The sequence below is a fragment of the Streptomyces sp. NPDC057616 genome (genome assembly GCF_042800575.1).
In the GTDB taxonomy this organism is placed as follows: Bacteria; Actinomycetota; Actinomycetes; order Streptomycetales; family Streptomycetaceae; genus Streptomyces.
Genome location: NZ_JBHVGU010000014.1, coordinates 142,875 through 167,634, shown reverse-complemented (window position 1 = coordinate 167,634; position 24,760 = coordinate 142,875). Strand labels below are relative to the sequence as shown.

Below are 24,760 nucleotides of genomic sequence, written 5' to 3'. Positions count from 1 at the left end.
GACCTCGGGCGTGGTCCGTCCGCCCCGTCCCAGCACCCCGCCCCGCAATGACCGCACCGCCGGCCTCCCCCGGTCCACGTCGACGAACGGCCACTATCGCCGTGCCGGGCGCCTCGGGGCAGGGCGCAGGCCGAAGACGGACGGACACGCGGGCGTACGCCCTGCGGCCACGCGATGTTTACGCAATCACCGGTTACGCGACGGCGGGCCGCGACCAGCTCGGCGTCGTCCCCGTCACCCGGCACAGGGCCAGATACAGCGGGATCGGCGGGGTGTACGGCACCGTGCCCGATGGCAGGTGGATGAGGTCGGGGACCGCCGGGGCGTCCGGAACTACCGCCCCGGCGGCGTACTGCGTGGGCTCCGGCCACTCGAGTGCGTAGTCGGAGTCGGACGGGACGAGCCACCACCAGTGCGTGTCATCGGCGTACACGCACCCCACACGGGGCAGCCGCGGCAGCACCAGCGGGCCGAGGCGGGCGGGTATCCGCACCGCGTCGCAGCCCAGCGGTGCCGTCATGCCCTCGGGCACGGCGAGTCGCCGGGGTGTGGCCGGTGCGTGCAGTCCCCGCCCGAGGCGGACCAGCGTGTCCAGGCTCAGCGCCCGGGCGCCGGACGCAGCCCTCACCGCCATGCGTCTCCCGTCCCGTGCCGTCCGTGTGCGTCCGTCTCGTCGTCGCCCTCCCCGCCGGCCGGGCCCGGCTTGGGACGGGCTCCCCAGCCCAGGTCGTTGCAGGGTCCGCAGTCGTGCCCGGGGTCCTGGGGAACGGCCTTGCGCGGCAGCTCGGCCCAGACCAGCAGCCCCGGTCCGTGCTCATGAGCACCCCAGGCGTCGCAGAGCGCGTCGATGAGGAGCAATCCCCTCCCGTGCTCCTCCTCGGGCCGTGCCCGCAGCGGATGGGGTTCACCGGGTGCGCAACCCTCGTCACGCACGGCTATGCGCACCAGGTCGTCGCCGTCGTGCAGCTCGCAGACTATGCGGCTGCTCGCCGTGTGCACGAGGGCGTTGGTGACCAGCTCCGAGATGACCAGAGCGGCGGTGTCGCAGATGTCCTCGCACACCGACCAGACGTCGAGCCGGGCCTTGGCCAGGCGTCTGGCCTGGGCGGGAGAGCCCGGATGTGCGGCCAGCTCGAACCGGAACCGGCGCTCGGCAGGGGCCTTGTCGGAGGCCACCGCCGCGGCGGCGCCGAGACCGGGGGGGCCTGCGGCAGCGTCTGTTCCTAAGGGCGCGGACGGAATCACGCTTGCCACTATCGCCCCGCCGTGAACACTTGGCAAGTGTCACTCTGAAAAATGCAGAGTGCTGTGTGACTCGGTGAAATGCCGTGGCACACTGCTCGCAACAGCACCTTGAGCGGCGCCAATTGGGATCGACGGAGATCCGTACAGATCTTCGAATAGGTCTTCGAATGGCGCCGTATGGCTGTAAGCATGCAAGTGATGCGGGCCCGGACCCTGGCGCCGCACGCCAGGGACGACAGGGCGAACGCGACGTGGTGGAGGTGGAGCGTGAGTGAACCGCGGTCCGCGCCCACCGTCGGACAGGTCGTCCTCGGCCGCCGTCTGCTGGATCTGCGCGAGCGCGCCGGCCTCAAGCGCGAGGAGGCCGCGCGCGTCCTGCGCGTCGCCCCGGCCACGGTCCGCCGCATGGAGATGGCCGAGGTCGGCCTCAAGATCCCGTACCTCCAGCTGCTCCTGAAGTCCTACGGCGTCTCGGACGAGGAGGCCGAGGCCTTCGTGCAGCTGGCCGAGGAGGCCAACAAGCCCGGCTGGTGGCAGCGGTTCCACGACATCCTGCCGGGCTGGTTCTCGATGTACGTCAGCCTGGAGGGCGCGGCCTCCCTCATCCGCTCCTACGACCCGCACTTCGTCCCCGGGCTGCTGCAGACCGAGGACTACGCGCGCGGAGTGCTCAGATCGGGCGCCGTCGGCCAGACGCAACCCGAAGACATCGAGCGCCATGTCGACCTGCGCATACAACGCCAGGAACTGCTCACCCGTCCTGACGCGCCCCGATTCTGGGCGGTCATGGACGAGACCGCGATGCGCCGCCCGGCCGGCGGCCCGGAGGTGATGCGTGCACAGATCGACCGGTTGCTCGAGGCCACGGAGCTGCCCAACGTGACCCTGCAGGTCGCGCCCTTCGCCAACGGGCCGCACCCCGGCACGTACGGGCCCTTCGTGCTGTTCCGATTTGCCATGTCAGAACTGCCGGACATGGTCTACAGCGAGTACCTGACCGGCGCCGTCTACCTCGACGCGCGCTCGGAGGTGGCGACCCACCTCGAGGTCATGGACCGCATGGCGGCGCAGGCCGCTACGGCACATCGCACGAAGGAGATCCTCCGGGATCTCCGCAAGGAGCTGTGAATGGATCGCAACAAGCCGCGCAAACACGTCTACAACGGCATGCCCTCGCGGGAGCTGGGCAGCGAGGGGTGGCACAAGCCGTGGAGTGGCGGCAACGGCGGCAACTGCCTGGAGGCGATGAAGCTCGCCGACGGGCGGATCGCCGTCCGCCAGTCCACCGACCCGGACGGGCCGGCGCTGATCTACACCACCGACGAGATGACGGCCTTCATCGAGGGCGCCAAGGCGGGGGAGGCCGACTTCCTGCTGTCCTGAACCTTGTTGCCCGTTGTCCGCCGACCGTTGTCCGTTGCCCATGTTCCCGTCGAATCCCTTGTGCTGACGCTAAGTTGATCATTGTTTGTGGCAGAGCCTGCGTAGTGGCGGAGCTTTCGTGGAGGCGGAGCCCCGCAGGGGCACCGTCGGTGCTCACACCGTCATCGGGCGGTCGAACGGCCCGATCGGCGAAGGCAGTTGAGAGCTGCCCGTCAGATGCCGGTCGACGGCCGCCGCGACGGCCCGGCCCTCCGCGATCGCCCACACGATCAGCGACTGGCCGCGCGCCGCGTCCCCGGCCGCGAACACGCCGGGCACGTTGGTCGCGAAGGAGGCGTCCCGGGTGATCGTGCCGCGGGGCTCCATGGCCAGTCCGAGCTGGTCGACGAGCCCGTCCGCGCGGTCGGGCCCGGAGAAGCCGAGCGCGAGCAGCACGAGGTCGGCGGGGAGCGTTCGTTCGGTGCCCCGCCGGGGACTGCGCGCCGCGTCCACCTCGACCAGGTGCAGCGCGCGCACATGTCCCTCGGCGTCGCCCTCGAAGCGGAGCGTGGACGCCGCGAACAGCCGCGCGTCCGCGTCCGCCGCCGGAGCCGTCCGCAGATCGCGGGCCTCCTCGTGGGCGGCGGAGAGCCGGTAGACCTTCGGGTACGTCGGCCAGGGCTCGGCGTCGTCGTCGCGGTCGGCGCCGGGCTGGGCGTAGATGTCCAACTGGGTGACGGACGCGGCCCGTTCACGCACCGCGGTACCCAGGCAGTCCGCCCCGGTGTCGCCGCCGCCGACGATGACGACATGCTTCCCGGCGGCCGACATCGGGGAGCTCGCGAGGTCCCCCTCCCGCACCCGGTTGGCCAGCGGCAGATACTCCATCGCCTGCCGGATGCCGGCCAGCTCCCGCCCGGGCACGGGCAGTTCACGCCACGCCGTCGCCCCTGTGGCGACCACCACGGCGTCGTAGCGCGCTCTCAGCTCCACCGCCCCGACGTCCACCCCGACCGCCGTCGCCGTACGGAACTTCGTCCCCTCGGCCCGCATCTGATCCAGCCGCCGGTCCAGATGGTGCTTCTCCATCTTGAACTCGGGGATGCCGTACCGCATCAGCCCGCCGAGCCGGTCGTCCTTCTCGTACACGGCGACCGTGTGCCCCGCCCGGGTCAGCTGCTGCGCCGCCGCAAGGCCCGTGGGGCCCGAGCCGACCACCGCCACGGTGTGCCCGGACAGCCGGTCCGGCGGCCGCGGCGGCACGAACCCCAGCTCCCACGAGCGGTCGGCGACGGCGACCTCGACGTTCTTGATGGTGACCGCGGGCTGGTTGATCGCGAGCACGCAGCCCGCCTCGCACGGCGCGGGACACAACCGGCCGGTGAACTCGGGAAAGTTGTTGGTGGCGTGCAGCCGGTCCGCCGCCGCCCGCCAGTCGTCCCGGCTGACCAGGTCGTTCCACTCGGGGATCAGATTGCCGAGCGGACAGGCGTCGTGGCAGAACGGGATGCCGCAGTCCATGCAGCGGTCGGCCTGCTTGCCGATGATGGGCAGCAGCGCCCCCGGGACATAGACCTCGTCCCAGTCCCGGACCCGCTCCTCGACCGGCCGGCGAGGCCATTCCCGGCGAGGCGTGGACATGAATCCCTTGGGATCGCCCATGGCCGTCTTCCTTGCACCCACATACGGTGAGCCGGCGTCGTGACGGCGCCCTTCCGGCCACGATACGACTCCCCGGCCACCCGCGCAGAGGGGGACGACCAGCGCTTTCCGTGGTCAGGTGAGGGCCACGACGTACGCCACCGCCGAGCAGGCCGAGGCGACCGTGCGGACGTGGTTCCAGAACATCCACTCGCGCACGTACGTCGGCCAGTACGCGGCCGCCTCCGGAGTGCCCGGATCCAGCCTGGCCAGCGTGTCGTTGCGCGGCACGTTCGCGATCATGGTCACGCCGAACGAGCCGAACAGGTACAGCGCGCTGCCCAGCAGCAGCGCCACCCGTCCGTCGCCCGGCCAGAGCACGAAGGTGACCACGGCGAGCACCGCGCACAGCACCGCCGACCCCATGAACACGATCATGAACGCCGGCATCACCGCGGTCACGTTGATCGCGTTCATCGCGGCGACGCCCTGCGCCGGCGGGAGCGAGGCGAGGCCCCTCATCACGAACGTCGAGAACCCGCAGAAGACCCCCGCCACCAGGCCCGTTCCGAGCACGCCCAGCACCGTCAGCCAGAGGTACGGTCCATCGATCATGTCGTCAACTCCCCCGTAGAGCCGAGATCCTGCCCGGCGCCTGCAGTCACCTCAAGTGAAATTCCGTACGGGCACAGTGACCATGGCCGAGGACCGCGGACGCATGCGCGTGCGTCCAGGCGAGGGCCGCCCGCGCGCCACGGGTGTCTGCGTGGCAGGCGCGAGGGGTACCGCCGGGGGTGCTGTCCGGGAGGCCGCCACCGGTGCGTCCACCGGCGCATCCGTCCGCGAGACCACCGGTGCATCCGCATGCACGGCCATCGGCGCATCCGTCTGTGCGTCCACGTGTGCGGGATCTGCCCGGTGCTCGTCGTCCGGTTCCCGTTCCTCAACCGACCTCCGCCCTTCCCGATCGCCATCCCCGCAGCACCGTCTCCACCCCCGGTCCGATCCGCCGCCGGGCCTCGCGCCGCGGCACCCCGCTCATCAGCAACTGGTCGTACGGTGTGTCCAGATGCCGTACGGACGCCACGACCGCCGAGACGACGGCGCCCTCGGACAGGGCGCGCCCGGCGGCGCTCCGGCCCACCCGCCCGCTGCCCCGCGCCGAGGCGTGCGCGGCGATCGCCTCCGCCCGGTCCGCCGGGCACCCGGGAAACAGCCGGCGGATCTCCGCCGCGAACGCCTGCCCGAACCGGACGTCCTGCACGGCCCGCAGCTGGGCGTCCCGGGCCCGGCGCCGCCTTCGCGCCTCCGCGTCCGCGAGGCAGCGCTCCTCGGCCCGGGCGAGTCCCGCCTCCTCCACCAGGACGCCCTGCCGCTCGTACCGCCCTTTGCGCCGGTTGAACCGCACCACGACCGCCGACAGCGTGCTCTCCTCCCGCGACCGCCGCGTCAGCGCGGTGTCGCCGCGCGGCAGGAACACCAGATGCCCCAGGTCGGCGCAGTCGACACACCGGGGCGCCCCGTCCTCCAGCACGAGCAGGGTCAGCGGCCCGCCGTGACACTCCGTGCAGTGCCGTCTCCTGAGGGGCTGGAAGACGACAAGCCCGGCGCGGGGCGAGGGAGTTGCCGGACGTGCCATATGTGTCTCATTCCCCCTGACGGGGCTCGGGACCACCGCGAATTCGGGCCTGTGCGCAGCCCGGACCGGCGCTGGCGCATCATGGCCGTGTGCGACTCGAAGCGATCACCTGGGACCGGCTCGGCGACCTCCTGGCCGAGCGCCTGCTCGACCTGAAGCCGGCCGACGGCGGGCCCTGGACCCGCGTCGCCTTCGACGGAGCCCCGGCGGCCCGCCCGGGCGACCTCGCCGAACGGGTCGCCGAGGCCCTGCGCGTGCGCGGCCGCCCCTCGCTGACCGTCGCCGCGGAGGGGTTCCTGCGGCCCGCCTCCGTCCGCCTCGAATACGGCCGCCAGGACATCGACGCCTACTACGACGGCCGGCTGGACACCGGTGCCTTGTGGCGCGAGGTCTTCGGCCCCCTCGAACCCGGCGGCGACGGGCGCGTCCTGCCCGACCTGTGGGACCCGGTCACCGACCGCGCCACCCGCAGTCCCTACGTCCAACTCCCGCCCGGCGGGCTGCTGTTGCTGCACGGTCCCCTCCTGCTGCGCCACTGGTTCCCCTTCGACCTCACCGTCCACGTGCTGCTCTCACCCGGCGCCCTGCGCCGTCGCACCCCCGAGGCCGACCACTGGACGCTCCCCGCCTACGAGCGCTACGCCGACGAGACCGATCCGGCGGGCGCGGCCGACGTCCTGGTGCGGGCGGACGATCCGCGCCACCCGGCGTGGAGGGGCTGACGGCACGCCGCCACTATATGTATGTGCATGTAGTTGTCCTGGCTCATAACCTGGCTCCATGACGACCTCCTCGAACGATCCGGTCACCTTCGCCGCCCCCGTCCGCGCACTGCTCGACGGCAGGAACTTCGCCGCCGTCGCCACCCTCGGCCCCGACGGCGCCCCGCAGAACTCCGTGGTCTGGATCAAACGCGAGGGCGACGCCGTGCTGTTCTCCTCCACCGACGGGCGGCAGAAGGTGCGCAACCTCCGCCGCGACCCCCGCGTCAGCCTCTCGGTCTTCGACCTCGCCGACCCCTACACCTCGGTCGAGATCCGCGGCACCGCCGAGATCCTCCCCGACGACGGCAAACGGCTTCCGCGCGAGCTCTCGCACAAGTACCTCGGCATCGACCCGCCCGCGGAGAAGGACGACGAGGTCCGCGTGATCATCCGGGTCGTACCCCGGAAGATCGTCTCCTTCTCGGCCTGAGGCGGACCCGGCGCCCGAGCCGTCCTGTGCCCGCCGGGTGTCTGTTACCGCGGAGTTCCGGGTGCATCGGGCGGGCCGCGCCAGGAGAATGAAACGCGCCGGGACTAGCGGTGCGTCCTGTGCCGCGCCGGCCGTCCGGCATCGGGAGGTACTCCATGACCACTGCCGGAGACATCATGCACCGTGGTGCCCAGTGGATCCCCGCCCACGAGACGCTGGACCGCGCGGCCCAGCTGATGCGCGAGCTGAACGTCGGGGCCCTGCCCATCAGCGACGAGAACGAGCGGCTGTGCGGCATCCTCACCGACCGCGACATCGTCGTCGGCTGCGTGGCCATGGGCCACGACCCCGCCAGGATCACCGCCGGTGAGATGGCCCACGGCACCCCGCGCTGGATCGATTCGGGCGCCGACGTCGGCGACGTGCTCCGCGAGATGCAGGACCACCAGATCCGCCGGCTCCCGGTCATCGAGAACAAGCGGCTGGTCGGCATGATCAGCGAGGCCGACCTGGCCCAGCATCTGACGGAGGACCAGATCGCCGACTTCGCCCACAGCGTCTACGCCAGGACGACGACGGGCTGATACGACGGTCCGGCCGGCCCGCCGGGTTCCCTCACAGCCAGCCGTTGCGCCGGAAGCCGCGGTAGAGCGCCAGGCACGCGATGGATATGACGCCGAGGACAAGGGGGTAGCCGAACGTCCAGTGCAGCTCCGGCATGTGATCGAAGTTCATGCCGTAGACACCGCACACCATCGTCGGCACGGCGATCACCGCGGCCCAGGCGGTGATCTTCCGCATGTCCTCGTTCTGCGCGACCGTGACCTGCGCGAGGTGCGCCTGCAGGATCGAGTTGAGCAGTTCGTCGAAGGCGGCGATCTGGTCCTTCGCCCGCATCAGATGGTCGAGGACGTCCCGGAAGTACGTCTGTATCTCCGGGCTCACCACCCGGATCGGCCGGGTGGCGAGCTCCTCGACCGGGCGGCCGAGGGGGACGACGGCCCGCTTCAGTTCCAGCAGTTCACGCTTGAGCTGGTAGATCCGGCCCGGGTCGGCCCGCGCGCCGTTCTCCGCGAACACGTCCATCTCGACCTGGTCGATGTCCGCCTGGACCGCGTCGGTCACGTGCAGATAGTCGTCCACCACATGGTCGGCGATCGCGTGCAGCACCGCCGCCGGGCCCTTCGCGAGCTGCTGCCGGTCGTCCTCCAGCTCCTCGCGCAGCGGACCCAGCGAGCCGTGCATGCCGTGCCGGACCGTGATCACGAAGTCCTCACCGGTGAACACCATGATCTCGCCGGTGTTCACCACCTCGCTCGTCGCGGTCAGCTCCTCGTGCTCGACGTAGCAGACGGTCTTGAACACCGCGAACAGCGTCTCGCCGTACCGCTCCAGCTTCGGGCGCTGATGGGCCTCGACCGCGTCCTCCACGGCCAGAGGATGCAGGTCGAAGAGCTCGGCGATGCCCGCGAACTCCTGGTCCGTCGGCTCGTGCAGACCCAGCCACACGAACCCGTCGCCGTTCTTCCGCACGCGCTTCACGGCGTCCACCAGGTCGCTGCCGGCCGGCTCGCGCACGCCGTCGCGGTACGTCACGCAGTTCACCACCGAGGAGCCCAGCGGGGAGCGGGCCGGGTGGCTCAGGTCGACGCGGGGGCGCCGCCGGGTCAGCCGTGCCACCTTGCGGAGGTTGCCCACCTTGCCGAGGTGAGTGACCTTCCGCAGATTCCCTGCCATGGACATCTGGATCTCCTAGCGTGGATCTCCGGGTTCGAAACGCGGTCGGCGGTCCGCCCTGGCCGGACGGGCCGCCTGGAGGTGCCTTGGCCAGCCAGTGTGCCAGGTCTCCGTAAGGGGTGGGTGAGGCTGTGGGAGCAGGACATTCCGTCTTGTTCCCGCCTGTGGACGAAGGATTCACGGCGGCTCACGGACCGCCCGCGACTGGGATGATCACGGCATGAGCGAATCCGACGGATACCTCCTCGACAACCGGCAGGCCGAGGCGGAAGAGCGCTTCGACGCCTTCACCGCCCTGTTCGACCCCACGACCTTCCGGCACCTCGAAGGGCTCGGCGTCGGATCCGGCTGGCGCTGCTGGGAGGTCGGCGCCGGCGGCACCTCGGTGGTGTCCTGGCTGGCCGGGAAGGTGGGTCCGGGAGGGGAGGTCGTCGCCACCGACATCGACACCTCGCTGCTCGCCACCGCGGCCCACCCGCCGGTCAGCGTGCGCGTCCACGACGTCGCCGCCGAGGAGCCCCCGGGCGAGGGCTTCGACCTGGTGCACGCCCGCCTCGTCCTGGTCCATGTCCCCGACCGCGAACGGGCGTTGCGGTCGATGATCGACGCCCTGCGTCCCGGCGGCGTGCTCCTCGTCGAGGACGCCGACCCGGCCCTGCAGCCCCTGACCTGCCCCGACGAGCACGGCCCCGAGGAGGAGCTCGCCAACCGCCTGCGCCGCGGCTTCCGCCGGCTGCTCGCCGACCGGGGCGCCGACCTCTCCTACGGCCGCCGTCTGCCGCGCCTGCTGCGCGAGGCCGGGATGGACGACGTGCGGGCCGACGTGTACTTCCCGCTCACCTCCCCGGCCTGCGCCGCCCTGGAGTCGGCCACCGTCCGCCAGATCCGCGACCGCCTCGTCGCCGCGGAGATCGCCACGGACGAGGACATCGACCGCCACCTGGCGAACGTCGCGGCCGGTGGGATGGACCTGGCGACGGCCCCGATGATCTCCGCGTGGGGCCGCAAGCCGTAGCACCGGGGGAGCGGCGGCCCTCCGTCCCGCCGGACCCTTGCGGCCCGCGGGAGATCACACCAGCCTGAAGAACATGACGGACAACACGACGCGTCTAGACCATGTAGTCCTGTGGGTACGCGACCCGGTCGCCTCGGCCGACTTCTACGAGAAGGCGGTCGGCCTGCGGCCGCTGAGGCTCACCGAGTTCTCGGCGGGGGAGGTCTCCTTCCCCTCGGTCCGGCTCAACGACGAGAGCATCATCGACCTCATGCCGCACTCCATGGCGCCGGGCATGAAGATGGTCCCCGGCGCCGCCGACAGCGCGGGCCACCCGGTCAACCACGTCTGCCTGGCGCTGCCCGGCGAGGAGTTCGACGCCCTGCACGGCCGCCTCGAGGAACGCGCCGTCCCCCTCTCCGAGTTCTCCTACGACTCCTACGGCGCCCGTGGGAAGGCCCGGCGCAGCTTCTACTTCCGCGACCCGGACGGGAACGTCTTCGAGGCCCGGCACTACGACTAGCTCCGGCCGGCCGAGGGGGTGCCCACGCGCGCGTACGCGTGGGCACCCCCGGTGCGGGTCAGACCGGGCTCACACCGCTCAGTGCGCCGTGCGGATCGAGCACGTACTTGCGGCTGGCGCCCTGGTCGAACTCGGCGTAGCCGCGCGGTGCGTCGTCCAGGCCGATGACGGTCGCGTTGACCGCCTTGGCGATGTGCACGCGCTCGTGCAGGATCGCCATCATCAGGCCCCGGTGGTACTTCATCACCGGGCACTGGCCCGTCGTGAAGTGGTGGCTCTTGGCCCAGCCCAGGCCGAGCCGGACCTTCAGCGTCCCGGACTTGGCGTCCTGGTCGATCCCGCCGGGGTCGTCCGTGACGTACAGCCCCGGGATGCCCAGGGCGCCGCCCGCGCGCACGACGCCCATCAGGGAGTTGAGCACCGTCGCCGGTGCCTCCTGGGCGTCCTTGCCGTGGGCCCGCGCCTCGAAGCCGACCGCGTCGACCGCGGCGTCCACCTCGGGCACCCCGAGGATCTGCACGAGCTGGTCCTCGACACTGCCCTGCGAGACGTCGACGGTCTCGCAGCCGAAGCTCCGCGCCTGGGCGAGGCGTTCGGGATTGAGGTCGCCGACGACGACCACGGCGGCGCCCAGCAGCTGCGCCGACGCGGCGGCGGCGAGACCGACCGGGCCCGCCCCGGCGACGTACACCGTGGACCCGACACCGGCGCCCGAGGTCACCACGCCGTGGAAGCCGGTCGGGAAGATGTCCGACAGCATCGTCAGGTCGAGCAGTTTCTCGCGCGCCTCGTCCCGGTCCGGGAACTTCAGCACGTTGAAGTCCGCGTACGGGACCATGGCGTACTCGGCCTGGCCGCCGACCCAGCCGCCCATGTCGACGTAACCGTAGGCCGCGCCGGGGCGGGCCGGGTTGACGTTCAGGCAGATGCCGGTCGCGCGTTCCTTGCAGTTGCGGCACCGCCCGCAGGCGATGTTGAACGGTACCGAGACGATGTCGCCGACTTCGACGAACTCGACGTCGGGCCCCCTCTCGACGACCTCTCCGGTGATCTCGTGTCCGAGGACCAGCCCCTCGGGCGCGGTCGTCCGGCCGCGCACCATGTGCTGGTCACTTCCGCAGATGTTGCTGGCGAGCACTTTGAGGATCACACCGTGCCGGCACTTCCGGCCGACATTGTCCGGCGCCACCCCAGGCCCGTCCTGGAGTTCGAGCGTGGGGTGATCGATGGTCCTTACTTCCACCGTGCCCGGCTTGAGATAAGCGACTGCCCTGTTTCCGGTCATGCGTGATCGCCGTCCCTTCGGCTCCGAGTCCTCGGATGCCAGTGGCTGTGCGCATGGCGGAGTCTGCTACCGGCTTCCCCTGCCGACCACCCTTCTCGCACCCCTCAGAACAGAGGCTCGGGCAGCACGCCCTCCAGAGCGAGCAGCTTGCGCTTCGTCTCCAGCCCGCCCCCGAAGCCCCCGATGCCCCCGTCGCTCTCCACCACGCGGTGGCAGGGCACCACGACCGGCAGCGGATTGGACCCCATCGCCGTCCCGACCGCCTGGGCCGCGCCCGGCTGGCCCACCCGTCCGGCCAGATCGCCGTAGCCGACGACCGCGCCGTACGGGACGCCGGCCGCCAGCTCCCGCAGCACCTGCCGGTTGAAGCCGGACGTCAGCGACCAGTCCAGCGGCAGCTCGAAGTCCCGCCGCCGACCGCTGAAGTACGCCGTGACCTGGCGTATCGCCTCGGCCAGCAGCGGGGAGCCGGGAGCTTCGACGGGCTCCGCCCCCAGCCGGGACGCGAGCCGGGCGAGCGCCTTGTCGCGCACCGCCTCGGTGGCGTGGAAGACGACGTTGACCAGGCCCTCCCGGGTCGCGGCCAGCAGCAGCGGACCGATCCCGGTGTCGACCACGGCCCACACGACCTGCTGCTCGTAGTGCCCATCGCTGTCCATGCGCCCACCGTACGACCCGCCACTGACAACGCCCGGCGCAGCGGCGTCAGGGGGTCTGCGGCGCGGTGGTGCGCAGCGCGGTCCGGACCACGTCCGGCTTGTCGCTGATGACGCCGTCGACGCCGTAGCGGGCGACCTGGCGGGCGGTGTCCGCGTCGTCGACGGTCCAGGCGAAGACGGCGAGCGGCCTGCCGTGCGGTCCCGCGACCGAGTGCACGGCGGCGACGTAGCCCCTGGAGACCGAGCCGTGGGACGGATTGATCCCGTCGGAGAAGCCCGCGTACGCGGGCAGGTCCGCGACGTGCGGCGCGCCGAGGAAGGCCGTCCGGACGGCGGGCGCGAGTCCGTGCACGATCCGCAGGCTGTCCGCACCGAAGCTCTGCACGATCAGCCGGCCCGCCAGGTGCTGCCGGTCGAGCCAGCCCTCGTCGCCGAGAACCTTCAGGATCTGCTGCTCGATGCCCGGGTACAGCTCGGGGTTCTTGATCTCCAGCAGCAGCTTCTGGTGGTTGTGCTCGACGCGGCGCATGTACTGCGTCAGCGTCGGCACGCGCGTGCCCGCGAACCGGGGGGCGAACCAGCTGCCCGCGTCCAGGCGCGCGATCTCCGCCGCGGTGAAGTCCTTCACCTTCCAGGGCGCCCGGTGGGGGAAGACGTCCTTCACATTCGTCGTCCGCACAAGGCTGTCGTCGTGGATGACCACGAGCTCGCCGTCCCTGGTCCGCTGCACGTCGTTCTCGACCCAGGAGACGCCCAGCCTGGCCGCCCGGTCGATGGCGGCCAGCGTGTTCTCGGGCGCCTGGGCGGAGGCTCCCCGGTGGCCGATGACCAGCGGCCGCGCGGTGACGGCGCCCGCAGGGGCGTGAGTGACCGTCGCGGGGGAACCTGCCTTGGCATCGGATCCGGGCACCAGCAGAGCGGCCGTCCCCAGGAGAGCGGTGGTGACGGCGGCGACAGCGCGCGCGTACATGCGTACCCCTCACGTCGGTCTATCACGGACAGATCAACTGTGACAGCAGAGCGTGAACAACGCCGGAGTGCAGAATGGCCACACATCGAATGGTGTTGCCCAAGTCCGCACACCGGTGCCGCACAACTGAGGCAACGACGTGTTTCTTTGCCGGAATATCGTTCGACCATTCCGGTGGGGGCCATACTCTCTGCCTCAACCCTGACCGCTCCTGCGGTCCTGGGAGGGGGCGCATTTCAGCGATTCACGGGACGAAGAGGGCGGAAGGGCAGCCGCGCATGCGAGGCACGGTCGACGGATTCACCTACGGACTCGTCACACCGGTGGTGGCCTATCTCATGGCCTGCCTCGGTGGCGCCCTCGGCCTGCGCTGCACCACCAGATCGATGCTGGTCGCGCAGTCCTGGCGTCCAGGCTGGCTCGCCCTCGGCGCGGCGGCCATCGGCTCCGGCATATGGACCATGCACTTCGTGGCCATGATGGGCTTCACGGTCAAGGAGGCGCCGATCCACTACGACAAGGCGCTGACCTTCGCCAGCCTCGGCGTCGCCATCGTGATGGTGGGCGTCGGGATCTTCATCGTCGGCTACCGGGGCGCCAGGGGAGCGGCCCTGTTCACCGGGGGCACGATCACCGGCCTGGGCGTCGCGTCGATGCACTACCTGGGCATGGCCGGAATGCGCCTGAACGGCAAGCTGGAGTACAACACCCTGACCGTCGCCGTCTCGGTCGTCATCGCCATGGTCGCCGCGACGGCCGCCCTGTGGGCGGCCGGGCAGGTCAGAGGGTTCGCGTGGAGCGTGGGCGCGAGCCTGGTCATGGGGCTGGCGGTCAGCGGCATGCACTACACGGGCATGGCGGCCCTCAGCGTCCACCTCCACGACACGGGCGTGCCCACCGAGGGCGAATCGCCCGCCGAACTGCTGTGGCCCATGCTCGTCGGCCCGCTCGCCTTCCTGGTCCTCGCGGGTGTGGTCGTGCTGTTCGACCCGATGATGGTCATGGGCAAGCCGGCCGTGACCCCGGTCGAGAACAAGCCGGGCGTCCCGGCCCATCCGGCGGTCCACCACCAGGCCCATCACGTGCCGCCGCGCCCGGTCCGGCTCTCGGCCCGGCGCCGCTCCCGGACCCCGCAGAACCGCTGACCGGCCCGCGTTGTCAGTGCCGGGTCGTACGGTTGGTTCCATGCGGCCCGTTTCCAACATCGAACGCACGGTGGCGCCCTTCGAGGTCGTCAGCCCCTACCAGCCCAGCGGCGACCAGCCCCAGGCCATCGACGATCTCGCCCGGCGCATCCAGGCCGGCGAGAAGGACGTGGTCCTGCTCGGCGCGACCGGCACCGGCAAGTCCGCCACCACCGCGTGGATGATCGAGAAGCTCCAGCGCCCCACCCTCGTGATGGCGCCGAACAAGACCCTGGCCGCCCAGCTGGCGAACGAGTTCCGCGAGCTCCTGCCCAACAACGCGGTCGAGTACTTCGTCTCGTACTACGACTACTACCAGCCCGAGGCCTACGTCCCGCAGTCGGACACCTACATCGAGAAGGACTCCTCGATCAACGAGGAGGTCGAGCGGCTGCGCCACTCGGCGACCAACTCCCTGCTCACCCGCCGCGACGTCGTCGTGGTCGCCTCGGTGTCCTGCATCTACGGCCTCGGCACCCCGCAGGAGTACGTGGACCGCATGGTCCCCCTCAGGGTCGGCGACGAGGTCGACCGCGACGAGCTGCTGCGCCGCTTCGTCGACATCCAGTACACGCGCAACGACCTGGCCTTCACCCGGGGCACCTTCCGCGTCCGCGGCGACACCATCGAGATCTTCCCGGTCTACGAGGAGCTGGCCGTCCGCATCGAGATGTTCGGCGACGAGATCGAGGCCCTCTCCACCCTGCATCCGATCACCGGCGAGATCATCAGCGACGACCAGCACCTGTACGTTTTCCCGGCCTCCCACTACGTCGCGGGCCCCGAGCGCATGGAGCGGGCGGTCAACGACATCGAGAAGGAGCTCGGCGAGCGCCTGGCCGAGCTGGAGAAGCAGGGCAAGCTCCTGGAAGCGCAGCGCCTGAGGATGCGGACGACGTACGACCTGGAGATGCTGCGCCAGATCGGCTCCTGCTCCGGCGTGGAGAACTACTCGATGCACTTCGACGGCCGCCTGCCCGGCTCCCCGCCGAACACCCTGCTCGACTACTTCCCGGACGACTTCCTGCTCGTCATCGACGAGTCGCACAACACCGTCCCGCAGATCGGCGCCATGTACGAGGGCGACGCGTCCCGCAAGCGCACCCTCGTCGACCACGGATTCCGGCTGCCCTCCGCCCTCGACAACCGCCCGCTGAAGTGGGAGGAGTTCCAGGAGCGCATCGGGCAGACGGTCTACCTGTCGGCGACCCCCGGCAAGTACGAGCTCTCCCGCGGGGACGGCGTCGTCGAGCAGATCATCCGCCCCACCGGCCTCGTCGACCCGGAGGTCGTCGTCAAGCCCACCGAGGGCCAGATCGACGACCTGGTGCACGAGATCCGCACGCGCACCGAGAAGGACGAGCGCGTCCTGGTCACCACGCTCACCAAGAAGATGGCCGAGGACCTCACGGACTACTTCCTGGAGCTCGGCATCCAGGTGCGCTACCTGCACAGCGACGTCGACACCCTGCGCCGCGTCGAGCTGCTGCGGGAGCTGCGCTCCGGCGAGTTCGACGTACTGGTCGGCATCAACCTGCTGCGTGAGGGCCTCGACCTGCCCGAGGTGTCGCTGGTGGCGATCCTGGACGCCGACAAGGAGGGCTTCCTGCGCTCCGGCACGTCCCTGATCCAGACCATCGGCCGCGCGGCGCGCAACGTCTCCGGCCAGGTCCACATGTACGCCGACAAGATCACCCCGGCGATGGAGAAGGCCATCGACGAGACCAACCGCCGCCGGGAGAAGCAGGTCGCCTACAACACCGAGCGGGGCATCGACCCGCAGCCGCTCCGCAAGAAGATCAACGACATCGTCGCCCAGATCGCCCGCGAGGACGTCGACACCGAGCAGCTGCTCGGCTCGGGCTACCGCCAGTCCAAGGACGGCAAGGGCGCCAAGGCACCCGTGCCCGCCCTCGGCAACAAGGCGATCGGCGGCAGGAGCGCCAAGGGCAAGGCCAAGGAGACGGTCCCGACCGACCGCCCCGCGGCCGAACTCGCCGACCAGATCGAGGAGATGACGGCGCGGATGCGGGCCGCCGCCGCCGACCTCCAGTTCGAGATCGCGGCCCGGCTGCGCGACGAGATCTCCGAGATGAAGAAGGAACTGCGCCAGATGCGGGAGGCGGGCCTGGCCTGACCGGGCGCGTCAACTGCCGGACCCCGGCCCGTGCGTGCTGTGTTGCAAGACCGACACAAAGCACGGGTCGGGGTTCGTCACTGTCGGTGGCCCTGCGTAGGGTTCTCGACAACCGCGGAATCGCGGCAACAGGGGACAGCTCGAGAGGGGAATCAGCGCGTGACCGTCAACATGACAAAGGGTCAGGCCATCAGTCTGCAGAAGAACGACGGGGGCAGTCTGACCGCGGTGCGCATGGGTCTCGGCTGGCAGGCGGCTCCCCGGCGCGGCCTGTTCGGATCGCGCACCCGGGAGATCGACCTTGACGCCTCCGCCGTGCTGTTCGCGGACAAGCAGCCGGTCGACGTCGTCTTCTTCCGCCACCTGGTGAGCGACGACGGCTCCGTGCGCCACACCGGTGACAACCTCGTCGGCGGTGCCGGGCAGGGCGGCGACGACGAGGCGATCCTCGTCGACCTCGCGCGTATCCCGGTCCACATCGACCAGATCGTCTTCACCGTGAACTCCTTCACCGGCCAGACGTTCCAGGAGGTGCAGAACGCGTTCTGCCGCCTGGTCGACGAGTCCAACGGCCAGGAGCTGGCCCGCTACACGCTCGCGGGCGGCGGCGCCTACACCGCCCAGATCATGGCCAAGGTGCACCGCTCGGGCCCCGGCTGGACGATGACGGCCCTCGGCACGCCGGCCAACGGCCGCACCTTCCAGGACCTGATGCCGGCGATCCTGCCGCACCTGTAGTCCGACCCCGCCGGGGCCCGACCGCGGGACGGGCCCCGGCGCACACCACACGACACATCAGCGACACAGGGGGAGAGGGCGATGACGGCCGAGCTGGTGCGGGGACAGAACCACCCGCTCTCCCAGGTCCGCCTCGAGATCCGGGTCTCGGCCGGCACACCGATCGTTGCCTCGGCCACGCTCGGCGACGCGGACGGCAGGGCACGCGGCGTCGAATGGGTGGCCCACCCGGGCGCGCCCACCCTGCCGGGGCTCGAGGTCTCCAAGCAGGCGGCAGCCGACCACCGACTCGCGGTGGATCTGGACGCCATGCCGGAGTCCGTGCACCGCGTCAGCGTGCTGCTCGCCCTGCCCACGGGCGCAGGCGGCCCGGTCCGCTTCGGCGCGGTGGCCGCCCCCTTCGTCGCCGTCACCGGCCTCGACGGCGCCGAGGTCGCCAGTTACACGATCACCGGCCTGGACGCCGAGTCGGCCGTCGTCGCCCTGGAGCTCTACCGCCGCCAGGGCGCCTGGAAGGTCCGCGCCGTGGGCCAGGGATACGCCGGCGGCCTCGCCGAACTCCTCACCGACCAGGGCCTGTCCGAGGCCCACCAGCTCGCGGGCACCATCAACGACGCCGTGGCCCACGGTCTGGCGCGCTCGGTTCCCGCGCCGCCGCAGCGCACCTCGGACGGCGACCGCACACGTCAGACCGCCGCACCGGCGCTCGGCCCCGACCAGGGCGGCCCCACACGGCAGGGCACCCCGGGACCGGCGGACCCGCAGCCCTCGTCCCCGTACGAACCGCAGGGCACCCAGCCGGGGTCCACCGAGCCGGTCGACCCCTCCGCGGTCACCCAGCCGGCCACGCCCACCGGTGGCCCGGTCAACTACAGCCACCCGGGCCGGCAGACCTCCGCCCCGCCACCGCCCCCGCCGACCGCGCCCCCGGCCCGGCCGGGGCAGCCCGCGCAGCCCGTCGCGGGCGACGCGACCGGCTGGTCCATGGACGAGCGGCTCTACAACCAGGTCTGGGGCATGTTCGAGGACCTGGCCCGCACCACGGCCGCGTACCGCAGCGCCGTCGACTTCGCCGAGTCGCGCATGGAGAAGGAGCTGGACCAGGTCCTCTCCGACCCGCGCAGCAGGATCGGCGGGCAGGGCGACGCCGCCCGCGAGGCGGCCCGCGCCAAGCACACGCAGCTGGTCGACCAGGCCAGGCATGCGCTCGACCGGGATCTCGCCCAGCTGCGCGCGGAGTCGGACGTCGTCGAACCCGCGCTCCCGCCCGCGTACGCACGCTGGGACAACCCCGTCTGGCACGGCTACCGGGTGCCGATGGAGATCCCCATGGCCCTGCGCCTGGGTGATCTCCGGCTGCCCGAGAGCGAGCTGCTGCGCATCCCGATGCTGGTCCGCCTGCCGCTGGAGCGCGGCCTGTGGATCGACAGCGGCCGCACCGCCTATCTCGACGACGAGGCCACGGACAGCCACGCGCTGCGGCACCTCGCGATGGAGACCGCGGTGGCGCTGGCGGCCCGACTGCTCGCGGTCTACCCGGCGGGCGAGTTCGCCGTGCACGTGATCGACGCGGCCGGCTCCGGGGCCCAGGCGCTCGTGCCGCTGGTGCAGACCGGCGTGCTCGCGGCGCCGCCGGCCCTGGGCGCGGCGGGCGTGGCGGACGTCCTGACGCGGCTCACCCAGCGGGTCGATCTGGTGCAGATGGCGGTGCGCGGCGGCGCGGCCGACTCGCTGCCGCCCGGCCTCGACACCGCCGAGCAGCTGCTGATCGTCAACGACTTCCCGCACGGTTTCGACGACCGCGCGGTGAACCAGCTGCGCTACCTCGCGGACGAGGGCCCGGCCGTCGGCGTCCATCTGATGCTGGTCGCGGACCGTGAGGAGGCCGCCGGTTACGGGCCTTTGCTCGACCCGCTGTGGCGTTCGCTGCTGCGACTCACTCCGGTGCCCGACGACCACCTGGCCGATCCGTGGGTCGGTCACGCCTGGACGTACGAGCCGCCGCTGGTGCCGTCCGGCAGCCAGGTGCTCCAGCAGGTGCTGACGCAGGTAGCGGCCGCCCGCACCAAGTACACGTAAAGGGCCCTGACCAGCTGATTTAGTTTTTTCTTTGCCAATCGCTTTACCTTTTCTTGGTGATTGGGGTACTGTTTTCCTCACGGAGGGGAGTACTCCCTGTCTGATGCGGCGCACCCGTCAGTACGGATCAGCCAGATCCCGGGGCGTCGGCCCAGGGCCCGCGCCTGGGTGGAAGAGACCTCCGGCAGCGACGACGCTGACATTTGCCGTTACGTACTGCCGGAGGCGCAGTGGATGTTTCCGTGACCCTGTGGGTCCTCACCATCGTGGGCCTGGCGGCCCTGATCGCGGTCGACTTCTTCATCGGCCGCAAGCCGCACGACGTGTCCGTCAAGGAAGCCGGAATCTGGACCGTCGTCTGGATCGCCCTCGCCGGGCTCTTCGGCCTCGGCCTGCTCGTCTTCGGCGGCGGCGAGGCGGGCGGCGAGTTCTTCGCCGGCTTCATCACCGAGAAGTCGCTGAGCGTCGACAACCTCTTCGTCTTCGTCCTGATCATGGCGAAGTTCGCGGTCCCCTCGCAGTACCAGCAGCGGGTCCTGCTCGTGGGCGTCCTCATAGCCCTGGTCCTGCGGGCGGTCTTCATCGCCGCGGGCGCCGCGATCCTCGCCAGCTTCTCGTGGGTCTTCTACCTCTTCGGCGCCTTCCTGATCTGGACCGCCTGGAAGCTCATCCAGGAGGCCCGGGCCGACGAGGAGGACGAGGAGTTCGAGGAGAACAAGCTGCTCAAGGCCGCCGAGCGCAGGTTCGGCGTGGCCGACCGCTACCACGGCACCAAGCTGTGGATCCAGGAGAACGGCAAGCGGGTCATGACCCCGATGCTGGTCGTGATGCTGGCGATCGGCACCACCGACGTGCTCTTCGCGCTCGACTCGATCCCCGCGATCTTCGGCCTGACCCAGGACCCGTACATCGTGTTCACGGCCAACGCCTTCGCGCTGATGGGCCTGCGGCAGCTGTACTTCCTCATCGGCGGCCTGCTGAGGAAGCTGGTCCACCTCAGCTACGGCCTGTCGATCATCCTGGGCTTCATCGGCGTGAAGCTGGTGCTGCACGCACTGCACGAGTCCGGGGTGCACGTACCGGAGATCTCCATACCGGTCTCCCTCGGCGTCATCTGCTCCGTCCTGATCGTCACCACGATCACCAGCCTGCGAGCGTCCCGGAAGCAGGCGGCGGACGAGGCGGCGCGGGCGGAGAGCGAAGGCGCTGCGAAGGACAGCATCCAGACCTGACCACGACCGGCGTAGGAACAACCACCACCGGGAGCCGTGCGCTCCGAATTGCCGAAGACGGCTCCCGGTGCTTCGTTGGGTGGACGGCGCTTCCGCTCCGGGAGTGCCCTGGCCGGGGGAGGCACCCGTGGACGCACCCATGAAGTTCGTGCAGATCGTGGACTTCGAGACCGACCGCATCGACGAGATGCGCGCCCTGTCCGAGGAGATGGACAAGAAGTTCGCCGGCCGCAGCGGCGGACCGACGCACCGCCTCGTGCTGCGTGACCGCAGCACGCCGGGCCGCTTTCTCGTCGTGATCGAGTTCGACTCCTACGAGGAGGCCATGCGGAACAGCAACGACCCCGAGACGACGAAGATGGCGGAGCGCATGGCCGCACTGTCCACGAGGCCGCCGTCCTTCACGGACTGCGACGTACTCGAGATGACCGAGATGAAGTGAGGTTCATGGGCTCCGCACATCAGCCGAGGTCCGGGCCGCGTGCGGCCGGGAGCCGGACCCGGACGACCGGAGTGCGGGGCCCAGGCGCCTCTGCGACGATCACTTCATGATCGCTCGGCTGAGATCGCTCACGACACGGTGGACGGTCGGCGTTCCGGTGCTGGCGATCGTCCTGCTCGCGTTCACCTGGGGCCGCGATCTGCCCGGCGCCGTCGTCGCCCTGGTCACGGTGGTCCTCGCGGGGGCCGTGCTGGCCGCCGTCCACCACGCCGAGGTGGTCGCCCACCGGGTCGGCGAGCCCTTCGGCTCCCTCGTGCTGGCCGTCGCCGTCACCGTGATCGAGGTCGCGCTGATCGTCACCCTCATGGCAGACGGCGGCGACAAGAGCTCGACGCTGGCCCGGGACACGGTCTTCGCCGCCGTCATGATCACGTGCAACGGCATCGTCGGCATCTGCCTGCTCGTCGCCTCCCTGCGCCACGGCACGGCGGTCTTCAACCCCGAGGGCACCGGTGCCGCCCTCGCGACCGTCGCCACCCTGGCCACGCTCAGCCTGGTGCTGCCGACGTTCACCACGAGCAAGCCGGGCCCGGAGTTCTCGGGCGTACAGCTCACCTTCGCCGCGCTCTCCTCCCTGATCCTCTACGGCCTGTTCGTCGCGACCCAGACCGTGCGGCACCGCGACTACTTCCTGCCGATCACCCGCCAGGGCGAGGTGATCACGGCCGACGACCATGCCGACGAGCCCTCCGCCCGCACCGCCTGGATCAGCCTCGGCCTGCTGCTCCTCGCACTGATCGGCGTGGTCGGACTGGCGAAGGGCGTGTCGCCCACGATCGAGTCCGGGGTGGAGGCGGCCGGGCTGCACCACGCCGTCGTCGGCGTGGTCATCGCCCTCCTGGTGCTGCTCCCGGAGACCATCGCCGCCCTGCGCTCCGCCCGCCGCGACCGGGTGCAGACCAGCCTGAACCTTGCCCTCGGCTCCGCCATGGCCAGCATCGGCCTGACCATCCCCGCGGTCGCCCTGGCCTCGATCTGGCTCTCCGGACCGCTCGTCCTCGGCCTCGGCTCCGTGCACATGGTGCTGCTCGCGCTCACCGTGGTGGTGGCCTCCCTGACCGTGGTGCCGGGCCGGGCCACGCCGCTCCAGGGCGGGGTCCATCTGGTGCTGTTCGCGGCCTATCTGGAGCTGGCGATCAATCCATGACCGGCTCCGGGACGGCGCCCGGCACCGGCCGCGTCTCGGGCAGCAGGGCGAAGCAGCCGAGGCTCAGCAGCGCGATCCCCGTCAGATACGCCCCCACGCCCCACGGCACCCGGCCCCCGTGCCCGGCGAGCGCCGTCGCCGCGATCGGCGTGAGCGCGCCCCCGAGCACCCCGCCGAGGTTGTAGCCGACGGCAGCACCGGTGCAGCGCACACGCGGCTCGTACAACTCGGGCAGGTAGGCCGCGATCACCCCGAACATCGTGATGAAGGCGATCAGCGCGCCCAGGAAGCCGGTGAACATCAGCAGCGGCTCACCGGTCGCGAGAAGGGCGACCGTCGGGAACATCCACAGCACGGCGGCGGTGCAGCCGGCCAGGCACGTCGTCCGCCGCCCGTAGCGGTCCCCGAGCAGCGCGGACACCGGGGTGAGTGCGCCCTTCACCACCACCGCGGCCATGATGCAGGTCAGCATGACCGTACGGCTCACCCCGAGCCGCTCGGTGCCGTAGGCGAGCGACCACGTGGTGACGGCGTAGAAGATCGCGTAGCCGATCGCGAGGGCGCCGGCCGTGAGCAGGACGAGTCGCCAGTGGTCGCGCAGGACCTCCGCGAGCGGTACGCGCGCGTGGTCGTCGATCTCCAGGAAGCTGGGGCTCTCGGCGAGCGAAGACCGAAGCCAGAGTCCGGCCGTCGCCAGCAGCCCGGCCGCCCAGAACGGCACGCGCCAGCCCCACGCGGCGAACTGCGCGTCGGACAGTGCGGCCGACAGGGCCAGCACCACGCCGTTGGCGAGGAGGAAGCCGAGGGCGGGTCCGACCTGCGGGAAGCTCGACCACAGGGCGCGCCGTTCGGCGGGCGCGTGCTCGGCGGTGAGGAGCACGGCCCCGCCCCACTCGCCGCCGAGCCCCAGCCCCTGGAGGAAACGCAGCACGAGCAGCAGCACGGGAGCGGCCACACCGATCGACGCGTACGAGGGCACGCAGCCGACGGCGACCGTGGAGGCGCCGGTCAGCAGCAGCGAGCCGACGAGGACCGGGCGGCGCCCGCGCCGGTCCCCGATGTGCCCGAACAGCACCGAGCCCAGCGGCCGCGCGAGGAAGCCCACGCCGAACGTCGCGAAGGCGGCGAGGGTCCCGGCCACCGGCGAGAACGCCGGGAAGAACAGCGGCCCCAGCACCAGGGCCGCGGCGGTGCCGTAGACGAAGAAGTCGTAGAACTCGATGGCCGTACCGGCGAGCGAGGCGGTCGCGAGCCGCAGCATGGAGGGGCCGGTCACGGTGCGTACGTCGTGCATGCTGCGTCAACTACCCGGCGTGATCGCCGGTTACGGGGGCGTACGGGGGTGATCGGGCTCGTCAGTAGGTGACGGTGATGCGCCGGGCGGGACCGTCGACGCGGACGAAGCCGCCGTAGGGGATGACGAGTTGCGGATCGGTGTGGCCGAGGTCGACGTCGAAGACGATCATGGTCTCCGGGGCGTACGCGCGCAGGGCCCGCAGGACGGCCTCGCGCTGGCCGGCCGCGTAACGGGCCGCTTCCTCGGGGCTGTTGGGGCGCTGGAAGGACCAGGTCCGCGCACGGCCCATGAGCAGCGCGGAGAAGCGCTGGAGCAGCCCGCGCTCGCCCATGTTGCGCAGGGTGCGGAAGACCTCGTCGGCGCTGGGCAGTTCCTCCGAGGTCTCCAGGAACAGCACGCCGCCGTCGTACTCGGCCAGGTCGTGCGCGATCTCCCGGTCGGCCATCAGCAGCCAGCCCAGGATCTCCAGGTTGCCGCCCCAGCTGCGGCCCTCGACCGCCCGGTCTGCGTTCACCCAGGTCCAGCCGTCGCCCGGCCGGGAGGGCGGTTCCGCGTCGAAGGTCGCGGGGTCCGCCCAGTCGCCGTTGACATCGTTCCATCGCTCGGCGGGCCGCAGTTCGTAAGGGCCCGGGGTGAACAGCGCGGCCCGCAGGGAGTCGGCGGTCTGCGGGTGCATGGCGCCGGGGCGGCCGAGCTCGCACATCACCGTCGCGCCGTGGTAGCCGACGATCCCGGCGTTGCGCAGGTACAGCAGCAGGTTGGTGTTGTCGCTCATGCCGAAGAACGGCTTCGGGTGCGACCGGATCAACTCCCGGTCCAGCAGCGGCAGCACGGTGATCTGGTCGTCGCCGCCGATCGACGCGATCACGGCCTTCACGTCCGGGTCGGCGAACGCGGCGTGGATGTCGTCGGCCCGCTCCCGCGGCGTGGAGCCCATCCTGCGGGTCGCCGGATACTCCACCGGTTCGAGCCCGTACTCCTTGCGCAGCCGCTCCAGCCCGAGTTCGTACGGGCGCGGGAGGAGCCCCGGCAGACCCGCGGAGGGCGAGATCACGGCGACACGGTCGCCGGGCGACGGCTTGGGAGGGTACGAGATCGTCGTCATGCCCGGAGGGTACGGGCCACGGCGCGGCGGGTGCACCGTGATAAACCGGGTCCGGACAGCGGTCCCGACGGATCGCCGCAACCCACCGGA

General features: G+C 71.1%; 25 protein-coding genes. 14 read left to right on the top strand and 11 right to left on the bottom strand.

Features of this window, described 5'->3' with window-relative positions:
* Positions 1–193: 193 nt before the first annotated feature.
* Both ACFU97_RS19655 and ACFU97_RS19650 read right to left on the bottom strand, forming a co-directional pair.
* Positions 194–634 (bottom strand): hypothetical protein, encoded by a 441-nt coding sequence (locus tag ACFU97_RS19655; protein WP_384257964.1) that lies wholly within the window; start codon positions 632–634, stop codon positions 194–196.
* A complete protein-coding gene (locus tag ACFU97_RS19650) occupies positions 625–1,254 on the bottom strand; it encodes an ATP-binding protein (RefSeq protein ID WP_384257961.1) in 630 nt (209 codons plus the stop codon). The genes ACFU97_RS19655 and ACFU97_RS19650 overlap by 10 nt, the downstream gene beginning before the upstream one ends.
* A 258-nt stretch (positions 1,255–1,512) precedes the next feature.
* On the opposite strand from ACFU97_RS19650, the gene ACFU97_RS19645 reads away from it, so the two are divergent.
* Positions 1,513–2,373 (top strand): helix-turn-helix domain-containing protein, encoded by an 861-nt coding sequence (locus ACFU97_RS19645; RefSeq protein ID WP_384257959.1) that lies wholly within the window; start codon positions 1,513–1,515, stop codon positions 2,371–2,373.
* Positions 2,374–2,628, top strand: coding sequence for a DUF397 domain-containing protein (locus ACFU97_RS19640; protein ID WP_384257956.1), 255 nt, complete (start codon positions 2,374–2,376; stop codon positions 2,626–2,628).
* A gap of 153 nt (positions 2,629–2,781) precedes the next feature.
* Here the strand turns inward: ACFU97_RS19640 and ACFU97_RS19635 are convergent, their stop codons facing one another.
* The 3 genes from ACFU97_RS19635 to ACFU97_RS19625 all read right to left on the bottom strand — a co-directional run bounded on the left by ACFU97_RS19635 (position 2,782) and on the right by ACFU97_RS19625 (position 5,887).
* Entirely contained in the window at positions 2,782–4,269 is a 1,488-nt protein-coding gene (locus ACFU97_RS19635; protein ID WP_384257954.1) for a glutamate synthase subunit beta, read from the bottom strand.
* 114 nt (positions 4,270–4,383) lie between these two features.
* Positions 4,384–4,863, bottom strand: a complete 480-nt coding sequence (locus ACFU97_RS19630) for a DUF1772 domain-containing protein (protein WP_384257951.1) — start codon at positions 4,861–4,863, stop codon at positions 4,384–4,386.
* Positions 4,864–5,191: 328 nt separating this feature from the next.
* Entirely contained in the window at positions 5,192–5,887 is a 696-nt protein-coding gene (locus ACFU97_RS19625; RefSeq protein WP_384257949.1) for a DUF2293 domain-containing protein, read from the bottom strand.
* Positions 5,888–5,976: 89 nt separating this feature from the next.
* Here ACFU97_RS19625 and ACFU97_RS19620 point away from each other — a divergent pair, with 89 nt between their 5' ends.
* From ACFU97_RS19620 to ACFU97_RS19610, 3 genes are all read left to right on the top strand, one after another.
* Complete coding sequence (locus ACFU97_RS19620; RefSeq protein ID WP_384257946.1) at positions 5,977–6,609, top strand: uridine kinase; 633 nt, start codon at positions 5,977–5,979, stop codon at positions 6,607–6,609.
* 58 nt (positions 6,610–6,667) lie between these two features.
* A complete protein-coding gene (locus ACFU97_RS19615) occupies positions 6,668–7,081 on the top strand; it encodes a PPOX class F420-dependent oxidoreductase (RefSeq protein WP_384257944.1) in 414 nt (137 codons plus the stop codon).
* A 155-nt stretch (positions 7,082–7,236) separates the two neighbouring features.
* Positions 7,237–7,665 carry a CBS domain-containing protein gene (locus tag ACFU97_RS19610; RefSeq protein WP_384257942.1) on the top strand — a complete coding sequence of 143 codons (429 nt, stop codon included), beginning with the start codon at positions 7,237–7,239 and terminating at the stop codon, positions 7,663–7,665.
* Between the two features lie 31 nt (positions 7,666–7,696).
* Here the strand turns inward: ACFU97_RS19610 and ACFU97_RS19605 are convergent, their stop codons facing one another.
* On the bottom strand, positions 7,697–8,824 hold the full coding sequence (locus ACFU97_RS19605; protein ID WP_384257939.1) for a magnesium and cobalt transport protein CorA: 1,128 nt from the start codon (positions 8,822–8,824) through the stop codon (positions 7,697–7,699).
* A gap of 214 nt (positions 8,825–9,038) precedes the next feature.
* On the opposite strand from ACFU97_RS19605, the gene ACFU97_RS19600 reads away from it, so the two are divergent.
* Together ACFU97_RS19600 and ACFU97_RS19595 are read left to right on the top strand one after the other, a co-directional pair.
* Complete coding sequence (locus ACFU97_RS19600) at positions 9,039–9,833, top strand: methyltransferase (RefSeq protein WP_384257937.1); 795 nt, start codon at positions 9,039–9,041, stop codon at positions 9,831–9,833.
* A gap of 73 nt (positions 9,834–9,906) precedes the next feature.
* Positions 9,907–10,335, top strand: a complete 429-nt coding sequence (locus tag ACFU97_RS19595) for a VOC family protein (protein WP_384257935.1) — start codon at positions 9,907–9,909, stop codon at positions 10,333–10,335.
* Positions 10,336–10,393: 58 nt separating this feature from the next.
* Here the strand turns inward: ACFU97_RS19595 and fdhA are convergent, their stop codons facing one another.
* The 3 genes from fdhA to ACFU97_RS19580 form a co-directional block, all read right to left on the bottom strand.
* Positions 10,394–11,620 carry a formaldehyde dehydrogenase, glutathione-independent gene (gene fdhA, locus ACFU97_RS19590; protein ID WP_384257932.1) on the bottom strand — a complete coding sequence of 409 codons (1,227 nt, stop codon included), beginning with the start codon at positions 11,618–11,620 and terminating at the stop codon, positions 10,394–10,396.
* A 104-nt stretch (positions 11,621–11,724) separates the two neighbouring features.
* Positions 11,725–12,279: a methylated-DNA--[protein]-cysteine S-methyltransferase gene (locus tag ACFU97_RS19585; RefSeq protein WP_384257930.1), complete on the bottom strand. Its 555-nt coding sequence runs from the start codon at positions 12,277–12,279 to the stop codon at positions 11,725–11,727.
* Positions 12,280–12,325: 46 nt separating this feature from the next.
* Positions 12,326–13,249 carry a glycerophosphodiester phosphodiesterase gene (locus ACFU97_RS19580; RefSeq protein ID WP_384257927.1) on the bottom strand — a complete coding sequence of 308 codons (924 nt, stop codon included), beginning with the start codon at positions 13,247–13,249 and terminating at the stop codon, positions 12,326–12,328.
* Positions 13,250–13,527: 278 nt separating this feature from the next.
* On the opposite strand from ACFU97_RS19580, the gene ACFU97_RS19575 reads away from it, so the two are divergent.
* From ACFU97_RS19575 to ACFU97_RS19545, 7 genes are all read left to right on the top strand, one after another.
* The gene (locus tag ACFU97_RS19575; RefSeq protein ID WP_384257926.1) at positions 13,528–14,394 is read left to right on the top strand and encodes an MHYT domain-containing protein; all 867 of its coding nucleotides are present in this window, start codon (positions 13,528–13,530) and stop codon (positions 14,392–14,394) included.
* 40 nt (positions 14,395–14,434) lie between these two features.
* A complete protein-coding gene (gene uvrB / locus ACFU97_RS19570; RefSeq protein WP_384257924.1) occupies positions 14,435–16,570 on the top strand; it encodes an excinuclease ABC subunit UvrB in 2,136 nt (711 codons plus the stop codon).
* Between the two features lie 159 nt (positions 16,571–16,729).
* Positions 16,730–17,308 (top strand): TerD family protein, encoded by a 579-nt coding sequence (locus tag ACFU97_RS19565; protein WP_384257921.1) that lies wholly within the window; start codon positions 16,730–16,732, stop codon positions 17,306–17,308.
* 81 nt (positions 17,309–17,389) lie between these two features.
* Positions 17,390–19,387 carry a TerD family protein gene (locus ACFU97_RS19560; protein ID WP_384257918.1) on the top strand — a complete coding sequence of 666 codons (1,998 nt, stop codon included), beginning with the start codon at positions 17,390–17,392 and terminating at the stop codon, positions 19,385–19,387.
* Positions 19,388–19,617: 230 nt separating this feature from the next.
* On the top strand, positions 19,618–20,619 hold the full coding sequence (locus ACFU97_RS19555; protein ID WP_384257916.1) for a TerC/Alx family metal homeostasis membrane protein: 1,002 nt from the start codon (positions 19,618–19,620) through the stop codon (positions 20,617–20,619).
* 127 nt (positions 20,620–20,746) lie between these two features.
* A complete protein-coding gene (locus ACFU97_RS19550; RefSeq protein WP_384257914.1) occupies positions 20,747–21,061 on the top strand; it encodes a hypothetical protein in 315 nt (104 codons plus the stop codon).
* A gap of 106 nt (positions 21,062–21,167) precedes the next feature.
* Complete coding sequence (locus ACFU97_RS19545; RefSeq protein ID WP_384257911.1) at positions 21,168–22,268, top strand: calcium:proton antiporter; 1,101 nt, start codon at positions 21,168–21,170, stop codon at positions 22,266–22,268.
* Here the strand turns inward: ACFU97_RS19545 and ACFU97_RS19540 are convergent.
* Together ACFU97_RS19540 and ACFU97_RS19535 are read right to left on the bottom strand one after the other, a co-directional pair.
* Complete coding sequence (locus ACFU97_RS19540; RefSeq protein WP_384257909.1) at positions 22,258–23,562, bottom strand: MFS transporter; 1,305 nt, start codon at positions 23,560–23,562, stop codon at positions 22,258–22,260. The two genes, ACFU97_RS19545 and ACFU97_RS19540, sit on opposite strands and share 11 nt — an antisense overlap.
* Positions 23,563–23,623: 61 nt before the next feature.
* A complete protein-coding gene (locus ACFU97_RS19535; RefSeq protein WP_384257906.1) occupies positions 23,624–24,670 on the bottom strand; it encodes a S66 peptidase family protein in 1,047 nt (348 codons plus the stop codon).
* Positions 24,671–24,760: the final 90 nt, after the last annotated feature.

Coding starts and splice junctions, on each gene's coding strand:
- ACFU97_RS19640 (WP_384257956.1), top strand. CDS start 2,374: ATGGATCGCAACAAGCCGCGCAAACACGTCTACAACGGCATGCCCTCG.
- ACFU97_RS19635 (WP_384257954.1), bottom strand. CDS start 4,269: ATGGGCGATCCCAAGGGATTCATGTCCACGCCTCGCCGGGAATGGCCT.
- ACFU97_RS19540 (WP_384257909.1), bottom strand. CDS start 23,562: ATGCACGACGTACGCACCGTGACCGGCCCCTCCATGCTGCGGCTCGCG.
- ACFU97_RS19595 (WP_384257935.1), top strand. CDS start 9,907: ATGACGGACAACACGACGCGTCTAGACCATGTAGTCCTGTGGGTACGC.
- ACFU97_RS19585 (WP_384257930.1), bottom strand. CDS start 12,279: ATGGACAGCGATGGGCACTACGAGCAGCAGGTCGTGTGGGCCGTGGTC.
- ACFU97_RS19625 (WP_384257949.1), bottom strand. CDS start 5,887: ATGGCACGTCCGGCAACTCCCTCGCCCCGCGCCGGGCTTGTCGTCTTC.
- ACFU97_RS19610 (WP_384257942.1), top strand. CDS start 7,237: ATGACCACTGCCGGAGACATCATGCACCGTGGTGCCCAGTGGATCCCC.
- fdhA (WP_384257932.1), bottom strand. CDS start 11,620: ATGACCGGAAACAGGGCAGTCGCTTATCTCAAGCCGGGCACGGTGGAA.
- ACFU97_RS19560 (WP_384257918.1), top strand. CDS start 17,390: ATGACGGCCGAGCTGGTGCGGGGACAGAACCACCCGCTCTCCCAGGTC.
- ACFU97_RS19575 (WP_384257926.1), top strand. CDS start 13,528: ATGCGAGGCACGGTCGACGGATTCACCTACGGACTCGTCACACCGGTG.
- ACFU97_RS19535 (WP_384257906.1), bottom strand. CDS start 24,670: ATGACGACGATCTCGTACCCTCCCAAGCCGTCGCCCGGCGACCGTGTC.
- ACFU97_RS19615 (WP_384257944.1), top strand. CDS start 6,668: ATGACGACCTCCTCGAACGATCCGGTCACCTTCGCCGCCCCCGTCCGC.
- ACFU97_RS19655 (WP_384257964.1), bottom strand. CDS start 634: ATGGCGGTGAGGGCTGCGTCCGGCGCCCGGGCGCTGAGCCTGGACACG.
- ACFU97_RS19630 (WP_384257951.1), bottom strand. CDS start 4,863: ATGATCGATGGACCGTACCTCTGGCTGACGGTGCTGGGCGTGCTCGGA.
- ACFU97_RS19580 (WP_384257927.1), bottom strand. CDS start 13,249: ATGTACGCGCGCGCTGTCGCCGCCGTCACCACCGCTCTCCTGGGGACG.
- ACFU97_RS19600 (WP_384257937.1), top strand. CDS start 9,039: ATGAGCGAATCCGACGGATACCTCCTCGACAACCGGCAGGCCGAGGCG.
- uvrB (WP_384257924.1), top strand. CDS start 14,435: ATGCGGCCCGTTTCCAACATCGAACGCACGGTGGCGCCCTTCGAGGTC.
- ACFU97_RS19605 (WP_384257939.1), bottom strand. CDS start 8,824: ATGTCCATGGCAGGGAATCTGCGGAAGGTCACTCACCTCGGCAAGGTG.
- ACFU97_RS19545 (WP_384257911.1), top strand. CDS start 21,168: ATGATCGCTCGGCTGAGATCGCTCACGACACGGTGGACGGTCGGCGTT.